The following is a 17,655-nucleotide window of genomic DNA, read 5'->3' as shown; positions in this document are numbered from 1 at the left end:
ACAAATTCATGACGAGAAGAACCCCTGCTAAGACTTGATAATCAATTCAGCCAAATGATGGCTCTCGATCACACGATCCGCACTGATCAGGCAATCCTCTGGACGCTCCAGGGTCTGGAGGAATTCATCCACTGCCCCTGCAAAGCCACGTCGATGCAAAATACCATCCCAGCTTCCGAACGTTTCTTCCTGAGGAAGGGAGCCTTTCTCGTAATATAGCGCCTGCTCCAGATTCGTGATTATCGCTGATCTTCCGCCACCATGTAGCTCGATTTTCTCAATATCCGTTCCACCCTGCCGTACCATATCAAATGTGCTATAAGCATGATTGCTAAGCTTTACCGCGCCGGCACTATGCAGTAATCTTCCTGCATCGTCTGTGCGAGCATAATGATGCAGCAGCTCATAATCATCCTTGGCCAACCACACCAATAGATCCAGCATATGAATCAGATCATCATAGATGGTCTCTTTGGCAGGACGATTATGGAGCCCCGTGCGATGCTTGATGACAGATAAGGACTCCAGTAGCGCTCCTTCCTCCATCCACGCTCTAGCCTTCTTGTATAATGGAGCGAATCTGCGGTTGAAGCCGACAGCCAACAGTAGCCCCTGCGCCTCTGCGAAAGCTGTCATCTCTTCAGATTCCCGAATATTATAGGAGAGTGGCTTATCTACATATACTGCAAGTCCACGCTCCAGACACTGCATAACCAGCTCGAAATGAGCCTCTGTAGCTGTATGTATAAAGACTGCATCCAGATCCCACGACAGCAGCTCTTTAATATCTGTAGTACCCTGTTCAATACGATATAGCTGCTGCATGCGTTCGATCGGTTCTACGGACCGGTTCATGAGCCCTGCTATCTCTACATGGGCATGAGCGGATAATAGTGGCAAATATACTTTTTGAGCAATGCCTCCCAAGCCTATGATTGCAGCGCGTGTACGCTTAGTTTGATTGTGCATAGCGTGTTCTCTCCTGTCGTGACATTAATGATAGCTAATCAGATATAGTGTACCACTCGAAGACAAGCACAGCATAATCTTTTTAGACGCATTAGACGTATTATAGCACTTTGCAAAGACATGAAATAAAATGCTGTGTAAGCGATATAGACAAAAAAGAACACTCTGGAGAGTGCTCTTTGATCCAGTCCCATAAGGGAAACAGGATTAAGTTGTTATATTCAAAGCCGTCTGCATGTTTTTCAAATTCAACTGAAGCTGCTCCTGAACATCAAAGGGTTGATATAATCCACGCTCGATCATGTAGGTGGCGATCCTTTCATGCGCATCAATCGCTTCATTTAATTGCTTGGTAAGTACAGCTCTGATTTCGGGTGAGGCACATTCTGTGACTGCCATGGCGTAGTTTCGCACCCCACTTTTGGCGTTCATGAGGAGATCCATGGCAATGACCTGATCGGTTAAGGACCCCATACCTGTAATATATTCCAGAATCGGATTCATCCCTTCAGCTCCCTTGCTGTGATTTGGACAGAATTCCGCCAAGCTCTTGCAGTTGCTGTGTGGTTACTTTAACATCGTTACTCAGGAGGCTCAGTAGCTCTGGATCTGTGACCAAAGCCTGCATCGTCAAGCTCTTTGTCATACATACAGTCTTGAATGCAACGATCTCCTGTACCTCCAAGGTCTCATGTAAGGCATATTTCGAGTTTATCTCCATCACGGTATTCCCCCAAATTCAGGTACAGAGTATACAAATATCATCCTCATGCTACCTATGGCTTCAGAATCACTTTGATGCAATTGTCCGTCTTGGTATCAAACACCTCATACCCCTGCTTCGCATCCTTAAGGGGAATGATGTGAGTGATAATATCACCGGGATCTACGTTCCCGGATGTGATTAGATCATACATATGCGGCATGTAGTGAATAACCGGAGCCTGCCCAGAACGAATGTTAATATTACGCTGCATGATGTCTCCGAGCGGAAATCCATGGTAACGACCAGCGTAGACACCCGTAATCTGGATCGTTCCACATTTGCGGACGGCCTGGGCGGCCATAACCAGCGGACTCATAGTGCCACCCTGCAGCTTCAAGCCACTTGCCAGAAATTCCAGATCATTCATCTTTCCATCCATACCTACAGCATCTATGACGACATCGGCGCCACCATGGGTCATTTCCTTGAGATAGTTGCCTGTATCTGGGTGCTGTTCAAAATTAACAATTTCCACATGATTGGTGCGCTTCGCATGCTGCAAGCGATAATCGATATAATCCACGGCGATTACACGCTTTGCTCCTTTTAACCATGCGAACTTCTGCACGAGAAGTCCCACAGGTCCACAGCCCAGCACAATAACGGTATCCTCTTTCTTGACACCCGCATTCTCCACGCTCCAGTAGGCCGTCGGTAGCACGTCCGCAATGAGACACAGCTTTTCGTCAGGCTCCTCACAGCTCTCTGGTATTCTGAAATGGGTAAAATTCGCGAAGGGTACTCGCAGATACTCCGCCTGTCCCCCAGGATAACCACCCGTGTTGCCTGAATAACCGAAATATGCGCCCATGTCCCCGTTCGGATTCGAATGATCGCATTGAGATTCAAGCTCATGCTTGCAGTAGATACACTCGCCACACGCAATATTGAACGGAATCACAACCCTGTCGCCCTTCTTGAGCTTGGTGACACCCGATCCTACTTCTTCCACAATTCCCATAGGCTCGTGCCCGATAATATAATTCTCCTGCAGATTCGAAATCATGCCGTGCACCAGATGCAGATCAGAGCCACAGATCGCTGTGCTGGTCATTTTGACAATCATATCGTCAGGCTTCTCAATTCTCGGATCAGGCACGTCCTTCACTACGATATTTTTAATCCCTTGATAGGTTACGGCTTTCATGCCTGATCCACCCCCAGATGCTCATCTGGCGTTCGATCGAACATTCCTTTGCGCCGTGTATCATCCCGGAACAGATTCATTTGACCGATCTGAAGTGTGTTCTGTGCCGACAACTGATCCAGCTTATATTGCTCCTCCAGCTCATACGGGTGGAACCATTTCTTGCGCACCATGAGCTCCGTAATTTCCTGATGCAAGGCAATACTATCATGCAATTGTCTGCGGAGTAGTGTACGGGCTTCTGGCGATACAGTCTCGGTAAGGGCAACAGCGGTATTTCTTACCCCTTCCTTCGCCCGCATCATAAAATCCATAGCAAAGGTCATATCCGCCATCTCCGGCATATTCAGTGCATTAATTGGGTCAAGATTATCATTATTCATGAAAAAAATCTCCCCTTTAGTTCAAGATGGGTGTAGGACGGTTATGGGGAACGGGCGCCTGAAATGGAGCGTTGACATATACAGCCTGAAGCTCTGCGATAGCCTGAGAAGTATGCTCAACATCCTTCTGCATTAAGTCCTTCAGCTCTTGGTCAAATACGAGGCCCTGCATCAGCTTGGACTTGGCCAAGCATAGCGTCTTGAAATTAAGCAATTCGTGCAGCTCCAGCGACTCATGCGGTGCCAATGGCTGTCGTTGCATGTATGAAATTACTCCCTTCCTTGTCATTTCACCCAGATCGATTTCTCTCGAATAGTCTTGCCGAACCTCGATGAGTTATGCAATGACCTATTTTTATCATACATTGACAACTCACATGCTTCCGATTTATACTGATAACCTCAATGGAATACTAAAACCTGTTTTAGGCTGTGGACTTTTCTGGAGCTATCTCTAAGAGCTATCTCTATTTTCGCCACACGAATGTTCAATAGAGCATTTGTGTGGCTTTTTTGCGTTCAAATGAAGGAGGATTATGTGATGAAGCTTTGGCATTATGCACTAATTGTATTTTTGGGAGGATGCTGCTACGGTGTATTATCGACATTTGTGAAGCTGGCATACGCTACCGGGTTCTCTGTTACCGAGGTAACAGGAAGCCAATATATGTTCGGGGCCTTGCTTACATGGATTGTAGTTATGTTCACCAGACGGAAGACACTATCTTTCAGACCGACATTGAAGCTGCTGCTCTCAGGCATTCCATTTGGATTGACAGGCATCTTTTACTATCAGTCTCTACAGACACTGAATGCATCGCTTGCCATCATTTTCTTATTCCAGTTCGTGTGGATTGGCACGCTGTTTGAATGGATCATCTACAAGAGAAGACCCACTACAGCTAAGCTGATATCCATCGTGATACTTCTCGTCGGCTCGGGTCTGGCTGCCAACATGGTAGCTCAAGAAAGAGTAGTTCTGACCTGGCAAGGCTGTGTCTGGGGAATGCTTGCTGCACTGACCTTTACAACGTTCATTTTTCTTAGCAGTGCTGTTGAGCGAAATACTCCCCCAATCCTAAAAAGCGCTCTGCTTGCCACCGGGGGCATGCTTACTGTATTTGCAGTGTTTCCACCTGCGTTCTTATTGAATCCGCCTGTTCTGCTGGAATTGGTTCCTTATGGGTTGATGCTGGGCTTCTTCGGGGTCGTACTGCCCCCTCTGTTATTCTCAATCGGTATGCCGCATGTAGGGCCGGGGCTCGGTACCATTCTGACAGCCTCTGAGCTACCAGTAGCTGTATTTATGTCATCTCTTGTGCTGGCAGAGCAAGTGGGCTGGCCTCAATGGCTGGGCGTTGCTCTCATATTGGGAGGTATCATCGGGGGAAATGCAAGACAGATCCTAACGAAGAAGGCTGCGGTCTATACTCATAACAGCTCCGCTACGTAATGATGAATCATTGTTACTGAAGTATTGTAGCTGTAACAGGCAACACCTCTCTGTAGGCAGACGCTTCTATGTATTGAAGGTCTGCCTACAGAGAGGTGTTTTTTGATTAGTACATCAGCTAAATTTTCTGCGTTCCAGGCCCAACCGTTCATATAACATCGTCAAGCTTTCGTTCACAGTTTATCCCACGGGATCAAGTGCAGCTTCCATAAATGGAGTCGATTAGTTGATTAATAATTTTGGTTCCTCATTTGGAGCCCCTACGATCGTGTTTCCGCCGAAACTGAGTTGCAGACCATACTTCTCTACGATAAAGTCATTAAACGAACCGTCTGCATCCACTGTGGCAATAACTGTGGGAGCCCCTTTTTTGGTGAACGTCATTTGGTCCTTATCCCACGCATTTGTTCCTCTTGCTCCCTTATATCCTTTTAGATCCAGATTTAGCATCGTTTTTGCGTCTTTCATTGCATTCTTCATTAATGTATCTAGCGTCAGCTTCTTGATCTTTGCATCTTTTGATTTTTCTTTCTTTTGGAATTCTTTGTAATTATCCAGGCTTTTACCATTACTATGATGTACGCCTGCTTGGAGCAGTTCCAGCGTTTGTTCTTCAATTGCAAAGCTCACATTCATCGTTTTTGATTTATAGTTATATTGATACACATTCGGTTTGCCATCAAGGACAAACACACGATCTAACTTTTCACCCTTATTGGCCTTTCCATTGGTAAGCTTGGATAATACCTGAACAGCCTTCTTCTGCACGCTTGCTGGGGCATCATCAGGAGCATAATTTACACCATGCACCTCGCCATTCTCTTCCATATAGACTTGTTTATTTTGTTTCGCATTCGATGAGATTGTACCCACACGGTAGATTGACTCTGAGATACTCACATACTTTGGTGTTTCCCCTGGGAACAAGGCTTCCCATGTTTCCTTCAGTTTGGTTTGATATTTTCCACCGTTTAAATCTTCATAATTAACTTTAATACCGATATTTTCGAGCTTTCCATTAGCTTTATAAGTAATAGTATCATATTTGAAATTCTCTCTTTTAAAGCTCACAAAATCTTTCATGGCAGTTCCTTGAATTAACGTATACGTATTTCCTGTCAATTCTTTAAGCTTATCCTGAGCCGTTTGCATAAGCTTCTGATCAAGCTTAGCATCCTGTGAAGCATTAATATTTACCGTGTTAGGAGAATTTTCCTGAGCAAATATTTGGCATCCCAACAAACTTCCTAATAATAAAGCTGCACCGAGGATAGGAGGGATTTTCTTTTTGTTCATAGCAATGAACTCCTTTCTTTTGCGACCTCATAGTTGTAATGAAATATAAATGCATCTCCAAGCTACTTTGCATACATATCAGTCAATTAACACTTTGAGTTCTTCATTTGGGGGACCTGCGATGGTCATTCCGTAAAAGTCGATGTTCTGATTATACTTATGAATGGTAAAGCTGTTAAACGATCCGTCTTTATCAAATCTAGCAGTAACTGAGGGAGACCCTTCTTTGGTGAAGGTCATATAATCCTTATCCCATGCATTCGTTGCTCTTGCTCCCTTATATCCTTCCAAATCCAGATCTAGCATATTTTTCGCGTCTTTCATTGCGTTCTTCATTAAAGTGTCTAACGTCAACTTCTCAATCTTTGCCTCTTTTTCTTTTTCTCGTTTCTGAAATTCTTCATAGCTGTCTACACCTTTACCATCGGTATGATATACATCTGCTTGGAGCAGTTCCAGCGTTTGTTCTTCAATGACAAAGCTGACTTTCATAGCTTCTGATTTATACTTATATCTATATATATTGGGTTTTCCCTCACGGACAAACACACGATCCAACTTAGCACCCTGCTTGACCTTTCCATCGGTCAGCTTGGATAATACCTGAGCAGCCTTCTGCTGCACGCTTGCTGAGGCATCGCCAGGAGCATAATTCACGCCATAAATCTCACCATTCTCCTGCATATAAATTTGCTTATTTTGCATAGCATTCGATGAGATTGTACCCACACTGTAGATTGACTCTGAGATACTCACATATTTTGGTTCTTCCCCTGGGAACAAAGCTTCCCACGTTTCCTTCAGTTTGGTTTGATATTTTCCACCTTTTAAATCTTCATAATTGATTTTAATAATGATAGTTTCGAGCTTTCCATTCGTTTTGTACTCAATAATATCGTCCTTGAAGCTCTCTCTTTTAAAATGAATAGAATCTTTCGTAGCCGTTCCTTGAATTAACGTATACGTATTCCCTGTCAATTCCTTAAGCTTATCCTGAGCCTGTTGTATCAGCTTCTGATCAAGCTTAACACCCTGCGAAACATTGACATTTACGTTGTTAGGCGCATCTGCCTGAACGAGTGTTTGGTATCCCAGCAGACCTCCTGATAATAAGGCTACTCCGAGGATAGGAAATTTTTTTTTTTTTTTCATATGAATAAACTCCTTTATTTTTTATTTTGCTTTGCCCACAGCTTTTTAATGGAATGGTTCAGTCACGTTGAAATAAATCTATAGAAAAGCAGTAGTCATCACCTCCTCTCTCTGCCTTAGACCGAGCAGCACCCACGTTCAACTTGCAAGGCAATACAGCTTGGAGCCATTTTAATTCAGCCTAATCCCAGCATTTCCTTGATTAGTCCGCTCCTTTTTCAGATAACTCTCGTAGCTCGATTTCCATACAATAGATCGTTCCTTTAGAGGTGATCACCGCAGTCACGGATGGATAGCCCTCTTTCGTGAAAGTGAATGTATCAAACCGGTATTCAACTCTGGATACTTTATAATCAGCTAAGTCCAAATTCATCCATACTTTAGCTTGTTTCACGGTTTCCTCACGAACCTTATCCAGCTCAATTGCTTTTGTTTTCTCGACTAAGTCACGATATTTCTTTTGATCCTCCAATTTATTAAGATGATCCGACAGCGGAAAGGCTACTACCCTTGTGATCTGATTGGTATCTTTTTGTACATCAATGAGGATAGAACCCTTGTTTGTTTCGTACACGAACTTATACACCGGCTTTTGATGGGGTCTTAAGATCATTTGACTTACTGACCTTTTACTTTGTTTAAACTCCCCAACTTGATTAAAAGCTTGATCCGCTGCAACTTTTACAGCATCTGGAACCTGATTCTCTCCAATCGTTTGTCTCGCTAAATACCAGTTACCCTGGTCAAATTGGATAGATCTGCTTTCGTTTCGTGCCTCTATGTGATAGGTGTCCGCCTCATATTCGTATATGATCACATCATTAATTTCTTCTCCCTGGGGAAAAACCTCTTTCCACACCCTTTGCAGCTGGCTCTTAAACTCCTGGTCCTCAATGTCATCAAACTGAATCATCCCCGCATGAAAAGACTTATTCCCATCCAAATCCCGCTTATAAATTGTCTCTACCTTCTCATTTGGATTTATTTTCACTTCTTTGGCAAAAGGATTGATATATTCAAGCAAGGATAGCCGCTCTATGGCTTCAGCCATGACAGGTGTCAGAAACACACAAAAAGCAACCAGTGACGCTGCGATGACTCCCACTCTTCTTGTGAAGAATGGCTTTTGTGATGGTACACTCTTTGATTCAAGTTTTTCTACAATCTGTTGACTCATGCTGTGCTCTGGCGTCTCCGTATCCCGAATCATTTGCTCCACCTGGTGAACACTTACGTTTTTAGATGGACTTGGTGATCGACGCATTCACTGTTCCTCCTTCCTTAACTTCCTTCGTCTGTAGTTTTTTGCGAAGACGTTCATACTTTTTGCGCACCGTTGCTGGTTTCATATTCATCATTTCACTAATCTCGTCAAAGTGATATCCATGAATCGCCCGAAGAAGTAATATATGTCTCTCTTCTGTAGTCAGTGGCTTTAGAAGATCCTTCAGTGTAGTTTGACTATCTACTTGCTGAGTCGTGGTCTCAGGCTGATCATACTTATAACGATCTATAAAACGAAACCACCTTTTTTTGCCCCGGATTTGATTCAGACTGTAATTGTAGGCAATTTTGTACAGCCATGCCGAAAAACTCATATTTGAACGATACTTATGTATCTGTTCATACACTCTAATAAATATTTCTTGTAGAGCATCCTCTGCTTCTTCCTTGCTTTTGAGCATATGGTAACAATAGATATACATTGGTTTTTCAAAGTTTCTTATAATTGAAGCGAAAGCTTCCTTATCACCAAGTTTAGTCCTTTCAACCAGCCTCTCAATTTCTTCTGAGTCTGATTTATACTCTCTGTAGTGTCTATCCAAAAATCATCCCCCCCTCCTGCCTACACTCTTAATACACCGATGCAGGTCATTTTGTGACAGCAACATCAAAAATAATACTTGGTAACATCATCGACCTTGATGAAAAAAAAGAATATTGGCTGGTATAAAACACACTAGTGAAGCTTTGTTTTCCACTTGTCATGCTACGAAACCCGCAAATTATTCAGCACAATCTGCTAGAGAATATGCTAGCCTTTATTATTTCTCAATGTGATCACCTACATTGAATCACAAAGATAAAAGAAGAAAAACACAGCCTATAAAGGAACTAGCACTCTTCTAGTTAAACCTTTTCATAACTCAAATCACGAGAGGTTTAAGTATAGAAGGATGCTTATATCCCCATACAGTTGTGTTTTCCTGTCTTACGATAAGATGTGAATACGTTCTAATGAAGCTTCAGCTGAGTCTGATGTTGTATTATATCATATAGGATGCATCGAAATATATTCGCTTGCTCTCTGAATTATGAGGAACAATATCTCTTAGGACTTATTTTCAAGTGAATTTAAAATGAATTTCGTCCTACATGTGTAACCTTAAGCGTATCACTCGTCACCGTCCCACTCTCATTTATCCACTCCACGTAGTATTCATATTCGCCTGGGGCTCGATCCGTAATGGTTACCTTGGACTCCTGAGCACCAGGAGAAGCTGTATCAAGCGACTGTTCATGAAGCAGTGCTCCGTTCTCGTACAGACGGTAGGAGGTCGCATTCGTTCCCCACCACATATTAATGGTAATCGTATAATTTCCATCACCATCCCAATTGTCAGCCGAGAGGACCGGCTTGGTCGGGGCTGCATCGCGGACAGTCACCGTTAGTGGGCTGCTCTCCGTCTTGCCTTTTGCATTGATCAATTCAGAGGTGTATACATATGTGCCATTGGAACGACCAGAAATGTCCGTCACTGCCGTCTGAGCGGCAGGTGTCGCGGCTGTAAGCTTCTGGGTATCAATGAGCTCTCCGTTCTCGTATAGCTTGTATTCTGTCGCATTATTTCCCCACCACATGTTCATCGTTATGGTGTACTGACCATCGGCTAACCCCGTATCATGGCCGTTATTGTCGGACAGAACAGGTACCCCGGGTGGTCCATCCACCTGATCCGCTCCTACAACTGTTACCTCTGTCGTAAGCTCAGTAACTAAGCCGACGCCATTCTCAGCCCGTGCGGTGAAGGTATGCGTTCCTAGCAGACCCTCTAGGCTAATCTCGTCACCAGAGCTTACCGGCTCACCGTCCCATGTAAGCTCAAGTCGGACGATGCCAGACTCAGGATCTTCTGCCCTGACGTCTACCCTCAATATCTCATCCTCGCTCATTCGCTCTGCAGGCATTCCCGTAATGACAGGGGGCGTAGTATCCTCCGGGTCTGCTGGGGAACCGACATAATAAATGCTCGGTGCAGGTGGCTGAGCCATGCCCACTCCCAGATGGAAGCCTGTATGAGGTGGCTGATTGTAGGCTACATTCTGCCATGCAACGCCGAGACGATAGATCGGATCATGCATAAGCGTGCGGATCCTTACATCCGTCTCATCTGTTGTCGTGTATATACGCAAATGCGAGCTGTCTTGACTGCGCAAGATGACCTCCTCGCGCCAATCACCGAACAGATCGGCTTGCAGACTCGGATTGGCCTTGGTACCGTTGTTAGAGGCTGCTCCGGTGGCTGTCAGTAGATTCACAGTTGTCTGATTGTTGTAATCCCATTTATCGACTCGAATACCATCCTGCAGTTCACGCAATAGATCACCGTCCCACCAGATACCAAAATTCGTGGAGGAAGGGATTTCTGTTGAGATCAGCTCACCTTGAGCACTGTAGAGTCCTGTAATCGGAATATGCTGTTCATTGGTGATCGTAGCTGCCCATACTTCCGCTCCAGGGTAATTCGGGTCAATATCAGCAGCCATGCCTCGGCCTGTATCGAGACCCGTGTGCACCCCCCACAGTATCTCGCCTGTAGCTGCATCGCGCATTTCCATACCGTACTCAGAGCTTTTATTCTCATGAACTCCGAACACTTCCAGTCCCGGTCGGGTCGGATCAAGATCACTCAGATGTATGGCATCGCCATGTCCCAGCTTGGTGTTGTACAATGGCTTCCCATTGTCATCAATCGCCATCGCCCCAAATGTGATCTCATCCTTGCCGTCTCCATCCACGTCACCAACGGACAGATTATGATTGCCTTGCCCCGTATAGCCTGCATACCCATCGTCATTGGTGTCAAAACGCCACACCTTGCTAAGCTTGCCATTGCGGAAGTTGTAAGACACTAGTACCGTACGCGTGTAATAACCGCGGCTGAACATGGCGCTTGGATGCTCTCCATCCAGGTAGGCAACTGCTGCCAGGAAGCGGTCCACGCGATTGCCGTATCCATCTCCCCATGCTGCGACATCCCCCCGCGGAGGATCATAGTCCACCGTATCCAGTGCAGCTCCCGTCTGCCCGTCGAAGACAGTAAGGAATTCGTCCCCAAGCAGCACATAACCTGAGCTATTTCGATGATCGGCATGGGCATCTCCAATAACCTTGCCTTGCCCATCTACTGTACCATCTGCAGTACGCATCATTAGCTCGGCTCTACCGTCGCTGTCAAAGTCATAAACGAGGAACGGAGAATAGTGAGCCCCAGCTCTAATATTCGGTCCCATCGTAATGCGCCACAGCTGGGTTCCATCCAGCTTGTAGGCATCCATATAGACGATGCCAGTATAACCTGAATGGGAGTTGTCCTTGGCATTCGTCGGTGTCCACATCAGCACGATTTCATACTCCCCATCACCGTCCAGATCGCCGACACTGGCATCCCCGGCAACGTAGGAGTAGGGCTGCCCATCCTTGGTGTATGCATCAGCAGGCTTCTGTAACGGAATGGATAAGTACGTATCCTCCCAGACACCGAATTCCTTGGTCACTGCTTTTTCCGTATTGTTATCCACCATCATGATCCGATATCTGGATGAGGCATCCCCTTCGCTGTCCACAAAGTTCGTGCTACCCGAGATCGGTTCGTCATTCAGATTTATACCATCCCGATACACGTTGAAGGTCACAGACTCCGGGTCCAGCCCCAGCATACGCCAGCCGATATAGTTGCCTCGCTCTGTGCGAACAGCAACGGGAGCACGATCCAGGTATTCCATCGCACGGTCCAACTGTGTGACCGCAGGAGTCTCAAGTACAGTTGATAGCTCAGATACTCCGCCTGCATTGACCGATGCGACTTTATAGTAGTAAGGAATCGTGCTCAGAATCGTCGCATCCTTATAGAGCGTTGCTTGTGTGCGCCCAATCAGTTCATAGGGTCCCTCTACGCTGTTCGAACGATAAATCTGATAAGCGCGTGCTCCAGCTACCTCGGACCAGCCTATCGTAGCATCACTTTTGTTGACACTCACAACATTCAGGCCAGCAGGTACCGCAGCTTTCTCAACACTTGGGTCTAGCGTAGATACCTCCAATGCATTGGAAGGCACGGATTCCGTGCCAGTCGCGTCAACGACAGTCACGGTGTATACATATTCCATTCCCAGGTCGATCTCACTGTCGACATAGCTAGCTACATCGGTTGTTGCCAGAAGCTCAGGCTTCTTGGCACCAGCAGACTGACGATAGACCTTATACTGTGCGTCATCACTAGTCGCTTGCCAGGATATTGTAGCTGTAATCGGATCGGTACCCAGCTCCAGCTCATCCAGCTTTAATTGGGATGGAGCAACCATTACAGGTGTGATCTCAAGCCCATTAAGATGGGCAGTCTGACCACTGAATACCAGATTCATCTGTCCATCCTGGACCTGGATCTGATTGTACACCTTCTCTGCTATATTTTGAGCACCAGAGGATACGGTCCCATAATCCTTTCCTTCAATGTTCACATTGGTCCGCGCGGACCCAATCCAGTCTCCTGTGTACGTCTTCACAGCGTAGGTTCCATTCGGAAGATCCACTTTGAATTCGTAGGAGCCGCCAAAATAAATGACGAAATCCCTACGCAGGGCATCAGTCGCACCGCCGCGATCCCGATCTGCCATGTTGGCTGATGATGTCAGCCCGTAGCCGCGCTCCGGAGTATAGATCGTATTCCGGTTGACCTCTGTATATCCTTCGGCTACCGGCGATCCTACAGGACCGAAGTCATAACGATATGTTGCGGACTTTGTGGTGAAGGTAACTTCATCTGATGCCTCAGATTCCCCGCGTCCATTTACGGCTGTGATTCGGACGGTGTAGGATTGGCCCTCAAGCAGACCACTGAGCGTAAGCGTGGGTACGGTTGCCGTTCCAGCCAGCTTATACGATGACTCAGGCTCTGCAGCTAGCTTGCTATAGACTTTGTAGATGTCCGCTGCAGAATCGGCCGTCCATTTCAATTCGGCTCCCGCATTACTGACACCCCCTACCCTGAGGTCCACAGGCTTCGCCGGTAGCTCAGCTGGTATTTCTGCATCCTCAACAGCTGCTGCTAATGGAATATCCAGCTCACGAACAGCATCCGCTACGATCCGTGCAAGCTGAATGGCACCATACTCTTGAAAATGAGTATTATCCGTAGCCCCGTTAGGGAACGCCTGATAGATTCCGGCCGGAACGTGAAGGAAGACGGACAGTGCTGCTTCAGGACCGATGGAATCGTAGTACTCAACGCTCCGTTTGCTGAGATCAATCATAGGCACTTCTTTCTCAGCGACGACCTCTTTCATCGCCTGAACATACTCAGGGAAGGATACATTGAATTTTCCCGTCCCCGCATTGAAATCTCTACGTCCCACTGGAGTAATCATGATGGGTGTTGCTCCACGCTGCTGTGCCCCGTCTATGTAGGTTTTAAGATAATTTTTGTAATCAGCGGGCGAGGCATAGCGTTCTGGATTGCTAATCGTTGCATCATTATGTCCGAATTGCACCAGCAAATAATCGCCAGGACGAATGACACGCAGAATCTCATCCAATCTGCCCTGGAACAGGAACGACTTGGAGCTGCGTCCACCAATGGAATGGTTCTTGATCTCTACCGCATCGCTGAAAAAGTCGGGCAGCATCTGTCCCCAGCCAGCCTGTGGCTTCCAGTATGGATCGTAGGTCTGCATCGTTGAATCACCTACAAGGTATACGACCGGCTTGGTACCCGCATCGCGTTCAGGCAGCTTAGTAATCGTAATGGCATTCAGCTTGGCTGCTGTACCAGAGAATACAAAATTCAACTGTCCATCCACCAAAGCAATATCAAAGTCCATCTCCAAATATTCGCCAGCTGCTTTGGTCGTTGGCTGTACCTTGTCCATATTCTCTACTTTAATAGCAATATTCGTGTCTCCCTCTGGATCGCCAGCCATCAGTGAGACGGTATAATCACCATTAGGTAGGTCTACATTGAATCCGGCTCCAGCTTCCAGCACAACAAAATCCGATTGTAGCGAACTGCCTGTGTCACGCGTCTCAGCTCTAACGAGTGTCAGATCTGTGAAGCCGTAGCCTTGCTCTGCAGAATACGGCGTATAGGCGTCAATCCCGGTATAGTCAGCAACCGCTTCTCCAGGCCCGAAGTCAAATTGATGAACGATGGCCTCCAGTGCCTCATTATTATCAGCCGTCCCGCTCACCGCCTCGTTCCCAAATACTGTACCCCATCCAAGACTGGACAAAGTAAAAACGCTCATAAGTAAGATCAAGCCCATTTGTCGCATCTTCGCGATCATTAACATCCATCCTTTCGTGTACCCAGCTAGGTTAGGCTACAAGCCACTGCACAGGAAAAGCAGTAAGTAAGCGTTTGCATTTTGATGTGTGACACATGAAGCGCATCCGCTTGAACGTATCCACGAAGCTCCGCCAATTCACTGCCCTGGAATCACCTCCCTATCATCAGGATGCTCAGTGACTGCTGCTTACAGCTCCAATATGCATCATTTGAGCTGTGTAAAGCACTTTGCTTTTTTCGACACCATGATTGGATACGAATTGTCTAATTCTCAATAATTGTAGAACTAGCAATAATGTAGCACATCCATCATTTGGCATACATAATCAATTGAAATGATCATTCAAATTTTGCTATTGCTCGTTAATTGGTGTACTTTCACAGACGACAGGCCACCGTAATTGAAGTTTTTCTTGCCATGATCGAATGCTTCAGCTCCGCTGAAAACCTTTAAATTCTAACATCTCAAAAAAGCCGCCTAAGAGGCGACTTGATAAGTAGGACATATCATAAAAAAACACTCAGGAATTGATCACTCGCCATCAACAAATGGTCTATAGCTGAATAGCTTGGAAGGCCGATGACCCGCATCCTTCCTGTACTCCGTGCTCTCCTCCACCATATCAGCAATTTTACGGCGGAAGGCCGGAGCTAGCAGCTCCTTGCCCAGTAGTACCTCATACACTTGCTGGAGCTCTGTTAGAGTAAATAAAGGCGGCATTAGATTGAAGGCGATGCTTGTGTATTGGACTTTGTTGCGCAGACGATCGACCGCATACTGAATAATCCGCGCATGGTCAAATGCAAGCTGATCACTTGCCACGATTTCGCGAGCTATCGTGTTGGACTTGCCGCTTACCCGCTGCACCACTTTGACCTGGGCTGACAATGTCACTTCCCCATGGGTTAAGCAAAGCTCTACTAGCCGCTCCAGCGTGTAGCCATCCTTCAACGTTGTCTTCTGCTCGTGTACAATCCTGTGCGTCAGGTCGAACCAGCAAGCTTCAGCAGCATCGTCACCTGCCTGCACCTGAAGTGCACTACGATCTACAAGTGCCATATAAGAACAGCTGATCACACGCGTACGCGGATCTCGTCCCACCTCACCCCAGGTATACAGCTGCTCCAAATGGAGCTGATCGTCATCCAGATTCGTCTCGCTCTTCAGTTCACGTCGTGCTGCCGAATCCAGATCTTCATGCATTCCCACGAAGCCGCCTGGAAGCGCCCATTGCCCCAGAAAAGGATGCTCACCTCTCTTAATCAGCAAGAGCTGCAGTGACTTCTCAGGAAGCTTCCTGTAGTTGTTCTGTTCCTTGTCTGCTACGGTGAAGATCAACATATCCACTGTAAGTGAGGGCCTGTCATATTGACTAGCATCATATTGCTTCAAGAACTGTTCCTCATTCATACCATTCCGATCAACGGGCAAGTGCTCCTGCATCTATTCATCACCTGTAATTTCATATTCTTTATTCATATAATCATCATGTTATTAACAAAACAATAGTATACATGTGCCTGTACGTCAACTTTTTGCGAATTCATAGGCTAAATTTGCGAACTCCGTGCGTAATCTCTTGAGGTGAGACTCATAGATGGATAGAATAAATTGGAGAAGTATATAAGAGTAGTTATAGATACAGAGCCTGCAGGATCGGAGGAAGCAGCATGTCAACTTATGAATGGGAACAATTAAGAGAGCACTTACCCGCATGGCTTGAAGAAAGTCGTCAGCACCACGTTCATGGCAATGTAGCTTCATATATCCCGGAGCTGTCCAAGGCACCGAGAGATGCGCTAGGGATATACATCATGGATGGCAAGGGACAATCCATATCCGCAGGTGATTGCGGCCTGAGCTTTACTTTGCAAAGTATATCCAAGGTGTTCACCCTAATCCTTGCACTGATGGATAATGGCGAGGAGGTCGTATTTTCCAAAGTTGGAATGGAGCCTACCGGAGATCGCTTCAATTCCATGCTCAAGCTGGAGCTTGTAGAGCCTGGTATCCCCTTCAACCCGCTTATTAATGCCGGGGCCATCGCCATCTCCTCACTCATTGCGGGGAACAGCACCGAGGAGAAGTTCACACGCATTCTCCAGTTCTTCAAGCTGTTGACACAGAATGATACTCTTGTGTTCGATGAGGACACCTATGCCTCTGAATCTGCCACAGGACACTTAAATCGCTCCCTAGCCTACTTTCTTACCGAGAAAGGCATTCTCAGGGGGAAGGTTGAGGATGTGCTGGAGGTCTACTTCAGACATTGTGCCATCACTGTAAACTGCTCTGATCTTGCGCGGATGGCATTGATCCTGGCTTATAACGGCTATGATCCAGTGGCCGGCGTCCCGCTCATTCCCCGCCGTTATGTTCAGATTGCCAAGACCTTCATGACCACCTGTGGAATGTACGATGCTTCTGGTCAATTCGCCATACAGGTCGGGCTGCCAGCAAAAAGTGGTGTGTCCGGTGGAATTCTGTCCATGGTTCCTGGTCGCTACGGGATTGGAGTCATAGGGCCTGCGCTTAATCGGATGGGTAACAGTACGACTGGGGTTCATCTGTTGGAGACGATATCGCAGTCGCTCGACTGGAGCATGTTCTGAGTACACAGAGTTAATAACTGTAGATCTAGTGAGTATATATAGCAACAAAAATAAGACTCTACTGCTAGGGGACAAGGCTGTTCCTCTAGCAGTAAAGTCTTATTTGTTGTAAGTCCGTAGCAAGCAATTAGCGCTTTGGATCGTCATCTTTTTCTTCCGATAACGAATCAGAACACGCACAATCAGCAAGAAATTAATTGCATTAATAATTCATTGAGTTAATCAAATGCACAAAAATCGCAATTGACCGGAACATAGCTTATGGAGCCCATGTCATTCATATAGTTCATGTCGTTAATTACCTTGGCGAC

The 17,655-nt window shown here is 46.2% G+C and carries 14 protein-coding genes; 2 read left to right on the top strand and 12 right to left on the bottom strand.

Annotated elements, in window-relative coordinates:
* Positions 1-27: 27 nt before the first annotated feature.
* From K331_RS0118110 to K331_RS0118085, 6 genes are all read right to left on the bottom strand, one after another.
* A complete protein-coding gene (locus K331_RS0118110; protein WP_028591417.1) occupies positions 28-969 on the bottom strand; it encodes a Gfo/Idh/MocA family protein in 942 nt (313 codons plus the stop codon).
* A gap of 207 nt (positions 970-1,176) precedes the next feature.
* Positions 1,177-1,473 carry a spore coat protein gene (locus K331_RS0118105; RefSeq protein WP_028591416.1) on the bottom strand — a complete coding sequence of 99 codons (297 nt, stop codon included), beginning with the start codon at positions 1,471-1,473 and terminating at the stop codon, positions 1,177-1,179.
* A 4-nt stretch (positions 1,474-1,477) separates the two neighbouring features.
* Positions 1,478-1,690: a hypothetical protein gene (locus K331_RS0118100; protein WP_036635254.1), complete on the bottom strand. Its 213-nt coding sequence runs from the start codon at positions 1,688-1,690 to the stop codon at positions 1,478-1,480.
* Between the two features lie 55 nt (positions 1,691-1,745).
* Complete coding sequence (locus tag K331_RS0118095) at positions 1,746-2,882, bottom strand: zinc-dependent alcohol dehydrogenase (protein WP_028591414.1); 1,137 nt, start codon at positions 2,880-2,882, stop codon at positions 1,746-1,748.
* A complete protein-coding gene (locus tag K331_RS0118090) occupies positions 2,879-3,265 on the bottom strand; it encodes a spore coat protein (RefSeq protein ID WP_028591413.1) in 387 nt (128 codons plus the stop codon). The genes K331_RS0118095 and K331_RS0118090 overlap by 4 nt, the downstream gene beginning before the upstream one ends.
* 16 nt (positions 3,266-3,281) lie before the next feature.
* The gene (locus K331_RS0118085) at positions 3,282-3,527 is read right to left on the bottom strand and encodes a hypothetical protein (RefSeq protein ID WP_028591412.1); all 246 of its coding nucleotides are present in this window, start codon (positions 3,525-3,527) and stop codon (positions 3,282-3,284) included.
* 279 nt (positions 3,528-3,806) lie between these two features.
* Here K331_RS0118085 and K331_RS0118080 point away from each other — a divergent pair, with 279 nt between their 5' ends.
* On the top strand, positions 3,807-4,718 hold the full coding sequence (locus tag K331_RS0118080) for an EamA family transporter (protein ID WP_028591411.1): 912 nt from the start codon (positions 3,807-3,809) through the stop codon (positions 4,716-4,718).
* A gap of 222 nt (positions 4,719-4,940) precedes the next feature.
* Here K331_RS0118080 and K331_RS0118075 read toward each other — a convergent pair whose 3' ends face one another.
* The 6 genes from K331_RS0118075 to K331_RS0118050 all read right to left on the bottom strand — a co-directional run bounded on the left by K331_RS0118075 (position 4,941) and on the right by K331_RS0118050 (position 16,175).
* Positions 4,941-6,014: a hypothetical protein gene (locus K331_RS0118075; RefSeq protein WP_028591410.1), complete on the bottom strand. Its 1,074-nt coding sequence runs from the start codon at positions 6,012-6,014 to the stop codon at positions 4,941-4,943.
* A 78-nt stretch (positions 6,015-6,092) separates the two neighbouring features.
* A complete protein-coding gene (locus tag K331_RS0118070; RefSeq protein WP_028591409.1) occupies positions 6,093-7,166 on the bottom strand; it encodes a hypothetical protein in 1,074 nt (357 codons plus the stop codon).
* A gap of 202 nt (positions 7,167-7,368) precedes the next feature.
* Positions 7,369-8,430: a hypothetical protein gene (locus K331_RS0118065; RefSeq protein WP_028591408.1), complete on the bottom strand. Its 1,062-nt coding sequence runs from the start codon at positions 8,428-8,430 to the stop codon at positions 7,369-7,371.
* Positions 8,405-8,992 (bottom strand): RNA polymerase sigma factor, encoded by a 588-nt coding sequence (locus K331_RS0118060; protein WP_028591407.1) that lies wholly within the window; start codon positions 8,990-8,992, stop codon positions 8,405-8,407. The genes K331_RS0118065 and K331_RS0118060 overlap by 26 nt, the downstream gene beginning before the upstream one ends.
* Positions 8,993-9,521: 529 nt before the next feature.
* On the bottom strand, positions 9,522-14,729 hold the full coding sequence (locus tag K331_RS33055; protein ID WP_028591406.1) for a rhamnogalacturonan lyase family protein: 5,208 nt from the start codon (positions 14,727-14,729) through the stop codon (positions 9,522-9,524).
* A 534-nt stretch (positions 14,730-15,263) separates the two neighbouring features.
* On the bottom strand, positions 15,264-16,175 hold the full coding sequence (locus K331_RS0118050; RefSeq protein ID WP_028591405.1) for an NUDIX hydrolase: 912 nt from the start codon (positions 16,173-16,175) through the stop codon (positions 15,264-15,266).
* Positions 16,176-16,402: 227 nt separating this feature from the next.
* On the opposite strand from K331_RS0118050, the gene glsA reads away from it, so the two are divergent.
* On the top strand, positions 16,403-17,344 hold the full coding sequence (gene glsA, locus K331_RS0118045) for a glutaminase A (protein WP_028591404.1): 942 nt from the start codon (positions 16,403-16,405) through the stop codon (positions 17,342-17,344).
* Positions 17,345-17,655 lie beyond the last annotated feature (311 nt).

The organism is Paenibacillus massiliensis subsp. panacisoli DSM 21345 (assembly GCF_000426545.1).
Taxonomy (GTDB): domain Bacteria; phylum Bacillota; class Bacilli; order Paenibacillales; family Paenibacillaceae; genus Paenibacillus; species Paenibacillus panacisoli.
This window is presented reverse-complemented; position numbering and strand designations above follow the sequence as displayed.